The sequence below is a fragment of the Leifsonia sp. genome (assembly GCF_051955155.1).
In the GTDB taxonomy this organism is placed as follows: domain Bacteria; phylum Actinomycetota; class Actinomycetes; order Actinomycetales; family Microbacteriaceae; genus Leifsonia.
In genome coordinates, this window is sequence record NZ_JBQCGZ010000175.1 from 1 (window position 1) to 5386 (window position 5386).

The following is a 5386-nucleotide window of genomic DNA, read 5'->3' on the forward strand; positions in this document are numbered from 1 at the left end:
CCTTGTCCTTCTCGATCATGCCGACGGTGAAACCGAGCTCGGCCGCACGCAGCGCCGCTGCGTAGCCTCCACTCCCACCGCCGAGCACCACAATGTCAAAGTTCTGCTCAGACACCCAGCTACTCCCTCGCGCATCAGGATTCGTGACACGATCCTGCCCCGAGGGGTGGCTCCGGGCAGGGGTTACATGGGCAGGATTTTCCCGCCTATACGACCCTACTACTTCCCGGAAATGTCCTCGGCCAAACGCACGAGCGCCCGTACGCTGACGGCGGACGGGCCCTTGCCCGTGAAGCCGTACGGCGACGACGGGCCCTTCGCGGGGCCGGCGATGTCCAGGTGCGCCCACGGGATGCGCGGCGCGTCGTCGTCGTCGGAGGTGCGGCCGATGAACTCCTGCAGGAAGACGCCGGCGAGCAGCATCCCGCCCGCCGTATTGCCCGGGTTGGCGTTGGCGATGTCGGCGACCTCGGAGGCGATGTTCGCGCGCAGCTCGGCCGCCAGCGGCATCGGCCAGAGAAGCTCGCCGCTCGCCTTCGCCGCGGCGATCACGTCGCCGACCAGGTCGTCGGAGCCCATCACCGCGGCGTAGCGGGTGCCGAGCGCGACCATCGCCGCGCCGGTCAGCGTCGCGACATCGACGATGGCGTCCGGCTGCTCCTCGCTCGCGGCGACCAGGCCGTCGGCCAGCACCAGCCGGCCCTCCGCGTCGGTGTTGAGCACCTCCACGGTCCGCCCACCGCGCATGCGGAGCACGTCGTTGGGGCGGATCGCGGAGCCGGACGGCATGTTCTCGGCCAGGCACAGCCACGCGGTCACGTGCACCGGCAGCTCCAGCCGGGCCGCGGCGATCGCGACGGCGAGGACGGTCGCGGCGCCGGTCATGTCGTACTTCATCCCGACCATCCCCGTCGGCGGCTTGAGCGACAGGCCGCCGGAGTCGAACGTGATGCCCTTGCCCACCAGCGCCAGGTGCTTCCCGGCGCCGGCGGGGGAGTAGTCCACCTTCACCAGGCGCGGCGGGCGGACGGAGCCCTGGCCGACGCCGAGGATGCCGCCGAAGCCGTCCGCGGCGAGCTGCTGCTCGTCCCACACGGTGACCTCGATCGGCAGGCCGGAGGCGGCCTCGCGGGCGCGGTCGGCGAACGTCGCGGGGTAGAGGTCGATGGGCGGCATGTTGACGAGGTCCTTGACGAGGGATACCGCCTCCGCGACGGCGACCGCGCGCTCGACGAGCGCATCGGCCCGCTCGGACGAGCCGACGACCTCGATCGCGGCGACGGGGGCCTTGGCGCCCGCTCTGCTCTTCTCCCGGTAGTCGGTGAAGGAGTAGGAGCCGAGGGCCGCGCCCTCCAGAACCGCTCCGAGCTGCTCGTCCGTCCCGGCGGGCAGGTCGACGGCGACCGACTCGACGCCCGCGAGCTGCCGGACCGCGGTGCCCGCCGCGTAGCGCAGCGCGTCCTCATCCAGCTCGTCCGGCAGGCCCACGACCGCGAGCGGGCGTCCGGCCGTGCCCGGCAGGCGCACCAGCTCGTCCTTGCCCCCGGAGAAGCCGACGGCGCCGAGCTGGCCGGCGAGGCCGTCCGGCGCGTGCTCGGAGAGCACGACGACGCCGTCGCGGCCGGAGCGCGCACCGACGACGAGGACGGCGGACGAGGACGAGGGAGCGGAAGAGAGCGAGAGCGCGGGAACCGTCATGCTCTCGACCCTAGCCGCTGCGCGCGGCAGGAGGCCGTCGCCTGTTCGCTGTGGGCGTGCAGCGAGGGGGCCGGAGCACCGCACCCCGGCGCGGACCCCGGCTTAGAGTTGAAGCATGCGAGACCCCGGCGAACTGTTCGAGCTGAATCCGGCCGTGGAGGTCCCGGACGGGCTCCCGCTCGTGGCCGGCCTCACCGGCTTCGCGGACGCCGGCTCCGGTGTGAGCCAGCTCGGCACCTACTTGCTCGGCACGCTGGACAGCGAGGTCGTCGCCACCTTCGACGCGGACATCCTGCTCGACTACCGCGCACGCCGGCCGATCATCTACTTCGACCAGGACCACCTGGCCGACTACCAGCCGGCGACCCTGAAGCTCTCGCTCATGTACGACGAGCTCCGGCAGCCGTTCCTGCTGCTGTCCGGCTTCGAGCCGGACTTCCGCTGGGAGGCGTTCACGGAGGCCGTGCTCGGCCTCATCGAGCGGTTCGCGGTCAAGAGCGTCACCTGGGTGCACTCCATCCCGATGCCGGTCCCGCACACCCGCCCGATCGGGGTGACGGTGAGCGGCAACCGGCGCGAGCTGATCGAGACGATGTCGATCTGGAAGCCGCAGACCCAGGTGCCCGCCAACGCCCTGCACCTGCTCGAGTACCGCCTGCAGCAGCTGTCGTACCCGATCGCCGGGTTCGTCCTGCTCGTCCCGCACTACCTCGCGGACACCGAGTACCCCGCCGCCGCCATCGCGGGCCTGGACAGCATCAGCGCCGCGACCGGGCTGATCTTCCCGACCGACCGGCTGCGCGAGGAGGACCGCGAGTTCGTCGCCAACATCGACGAGCAGGTCGCGGGCAACCCGGAGCTCGGCAAGCTGGTCGGCACGCTGGAGGAGCGGCACGACTCCTATATGGAGGACAACCAGCTGCGCTCGCCGCTGACGGACAGCGACGGCGAGCTGCCCAGCGCCGACGAGATCGCCGCAGAGCTCGAGAACTTCCTCGCCTTCCGCCGTCACGGCGACGAGGACAACCCGCGCACCGACCGCTGACACCGCCCGCCCGCGGGCCCCGGCGCCGCAGAGGTAGGATCGTGCGGTGAATTCGCGTCGCTCCTGGGTCATCTTCGGGATCGGCGTCTTCGCCTACCTCATCGCCGTGATGCAGCGCACCAGCGTCGGCGTCGCCGGGGTCGCCGCGGCGGACCGCTTCCACGTCTCGGCCGCCGTGCTCTCGTCGCTGGCCGTCGTGCAGCTGATCGTGTACGCGGCCATGCAGATCCCGGTCGGCGTCCTGATCGACCGCGTCGGCTCGCGGACGCTGATGCTCGCAGGCACCGTCCTGATGGTGATCGGCCAGGTGACCGTGGCGTTCGCGCCGACGATCGCGGTCGCCATCCTCGGCCGCGTGCTCGTGGGCGCGGGAGACGCGACCGTGTTCACCTCGCTGATGCGGCTCATCAACTCGTGGTTCCGCGGCAGGCTCGTCCCGCAGCTCTCGCAGTGGATCGGCAACATCGGCCAGCTCGGCCAGGTGCTCTCCGCCATCCCCTTCGCTCTGCTGCTGCACCAGGCGGGCTGGACGACCGCCTTCCTGAGCGCGGCGTCGCTGTCCGTGGTCGCGGTCATCGGCATCCTCGTCGCCATCAGCGACCGGCCCGTCGGATCGACCGAGGGCCCGCGCCCTGCGACCTGGTCGGAGTCGCTGCGCCAGCTGCGGATCAGCCTGGCCAGGCCGGGGACGAAGCTCGGCTTCTGGTCGCACTTCGTCACCCAGTCCTCCGGCACCGTCTTCAGCCTGATGTGGGGGCTGCCGTTCATGGTGTTCGCGCTCGGGCTTCCGCCGGCCGAGGCGTCGGGGCTGCTGATCGTCTCGGTCGTCGCCGGCCTGATCGCCGGACCGATCCTCGGGCTGCTGACCGCGCGCTTCCCGCTGCGGCGCAGCAACCTCGTGCTCGCGATCGTCGCGATGATGGGCGCCGTCTGGGCACTGCTGCTGCTCTGGCCGGGCGTCCCGCCGACGTGGCTGCTCGTCCTGGTGCTCGTGGCGATCGGGATCGGCGGCCCCGGCTCGCTGATCGGCTTCGACTTCGCCCGCACATCCAACCCGCTGCACAGCCTCGGCTCCGCCAACGGGATCGTCAATGTCGGCGGCTTCCTGGCGAGCTTCGTGATGATGTTCCTCATCGGGCTGGCGCTCGACGCGCAGAACACCGCGCACACCACTGCCGGCCTGTACGCGCTCGACTCCTTCCGCTGGGCGTTCGCGATCCAGTACGTGATCATCGGCATCGGGGTGGCCTTCCTCGTGCACGCCAGGCGCCGCACGCGCAGGCGGATGCAGGAGGAGGAGGGAATAGAAGTGGCCCCGTTGTGGGTTGCACTCATGGACGTCTGGCGGAGGGGGCGCCGGGTTCAGGGAGACAGGCCCTAGCATCCGGCACGATCCGATCGGTTCTTCTGGTCGGGACGCGGCGCAGAACGTGCAATAATTGGTATCTGGACCCGTTCATGTCCTAGGGGCCGGAGCACTCGATGGTGCCCGGCGCGACAACCCAGGACTTGACATGGGTCTTAGTAATGTCCGCACGCGACCTCAGCCAGGCCCGCGGCCGGTGCATCCCGGCCCCGCAAGCCTCGGTATGAAAGGTGTTCACATGGCAACCCGTGCAGCTACGAAGGCGCCGACGGCGACCGCCGCCGACGCCGAGACGGTCGAGGAGACCGTGGCCACGGCCGCGGCGACGACAGCGAAGACAGCCGCGAAGAAGGCCGCCCCCAAGAAGGCCGGCGCGGCGAAGGCGGGCGCGAAGACCGCCGCCACGAAGGGATCGACCAAGCCCAAGGGCGCTGCGGACGACGACGAGGAGCTCGACGACGACGCCGAGATCGAGATCGACGAGGACGAGGAGACCACGGAGGACGGCGACGAGGCCGGCGCCGACGACTCCGAGGACGGCGACGAGTCCGACGACGAGTCCGCCGCGGCCGGCTCCGGCCCGAAGGGCGAGGCCGCTGCCGTGCAGGCCGCAGCCGACGCCCCGCTGCCGACCGACGCGCTCGTGCTGCGCGCCGTCGACGAGGACGACGACATCCCCGTCTACTCGACGACGATCACCGGCGCGACCGCCGACCCGGTCAAGGACTACCTGAAGCAGATCGGCAAGGTCCCGCTGCTGAACGCGGCGGAGGAGGTCGAGCTCGCGATGCGCATCGAGGCCGGCCTGTTCGCCGAGGACAAGCTCGCGAACTCGCAGGGCATGTCCAAGGAGCTCGAGCGCGAGCTCAAGTGGGTCGCCCGCGACGGCCAGCGCGCCAAGAGCCACCTGCTCGGCGCCAACCTGCGCCTCGTGGTGTCCCTCGCCAAGCGTTACACCGGCCGCGGCATGCAGTTCCTGGACCTGATCCAGGAGGGCAACCTCGGTCTGATCCGCGCGGTGGAGAAGTTCGACTACACCAAGGGCTTCAAGTTCTCGACGTACGCCACCTGGTGGATCCGTCAGGCGATCACCCGCGCGATGGCCGACCAGGCCCGCACCATCCGCATCCCGGTGCACATGGTGGAGGTCATCAACAAGCTGGCCCGCGTCCAGCGGCAGATGCTGCAGGACCTCGGCCGCGAGCCCACCCCGGAAGAGCTCTCCAAGGAGCTCGACATGACCCCCGAAAAGGTTATCGAGGTGCAGAAGTACGGTC

5 protein-coding genes are annotated in these 5386 nt (G+C 70.5%); 3 read left to right on the forward strand and 2 right to left on the reverse strand.

Annotation, left to right across the window (positions count from 1 at the left end; all coding sequences use genetic code 11):
* Together ACTHMF_RS18840 and ACTHMF_RS18845 are read right to left on the reverse strand one after the other, a co-directional pair.
* A partial coding sequence (locus ACTHMF_RS18840) for an FAD-dependent oxidoreductase (RefSeq protein ID WP_440319730.1) occupies positions 1 to 115 on the reverse strand: 115 nt, incomplete at its 3' end.
* A gap of 104 nt (positions 116 to 219) precedes the next feature.
* Positions 220 to 1698 (reverse strand): leucyl aminopeptidase, encoded by a 1479-nt coding sequence (locus tag ACTHMF_RS18845; RefSeq protein WP_314147907.1) that lies wholly within the window; start codon positions 1696 to 1698, stop codon positions 220 to 222.
* Between the two features lie 115 nt (positions 1699 to 1813).
* Between ACTHMF_RS18845 and ACTHMF_RS18850 the strand changes: the two genes are divergently transcribed.
* From ACTHMF_RS18850 to ACTHMF_RS18860, 3 genes are all read left to right on the forward strand, one after another.
* Positions 1814 to 2743: a proteasome assembly chaperone family protein gene (locus ACTHMF_RS18850; protein WP_314147908.1), complete on the forward strand. Its 930-nt coding sequence runs from the start codon at positions 1814 to 1816 to the stop codon at positions 2741 to 2743.
* Positions 2744 to 2789: 46 nt separating this feature from the next.
* Positions 2790 to 4124: an MFS transporter gene (locus tag ACTHMF_RS18855; RefSeq protein WP_440319727.1), complete on the forward strand. Its 1335-nt coding sequence runs from the start codon at positions 2790 to 2792 to the stop codon at positions 4122 to 4124.
* A gap of 223 nt (positions 4125 to 4347) precedes the next feature.
* Positions 4348 to 5386: RNA polymerase sigma factor (locus tag ACTHMF_RS18860; protein WP_440319728.1), on the forward strand; the 1039-nt coding region annotated here is incomplete at its 3' end.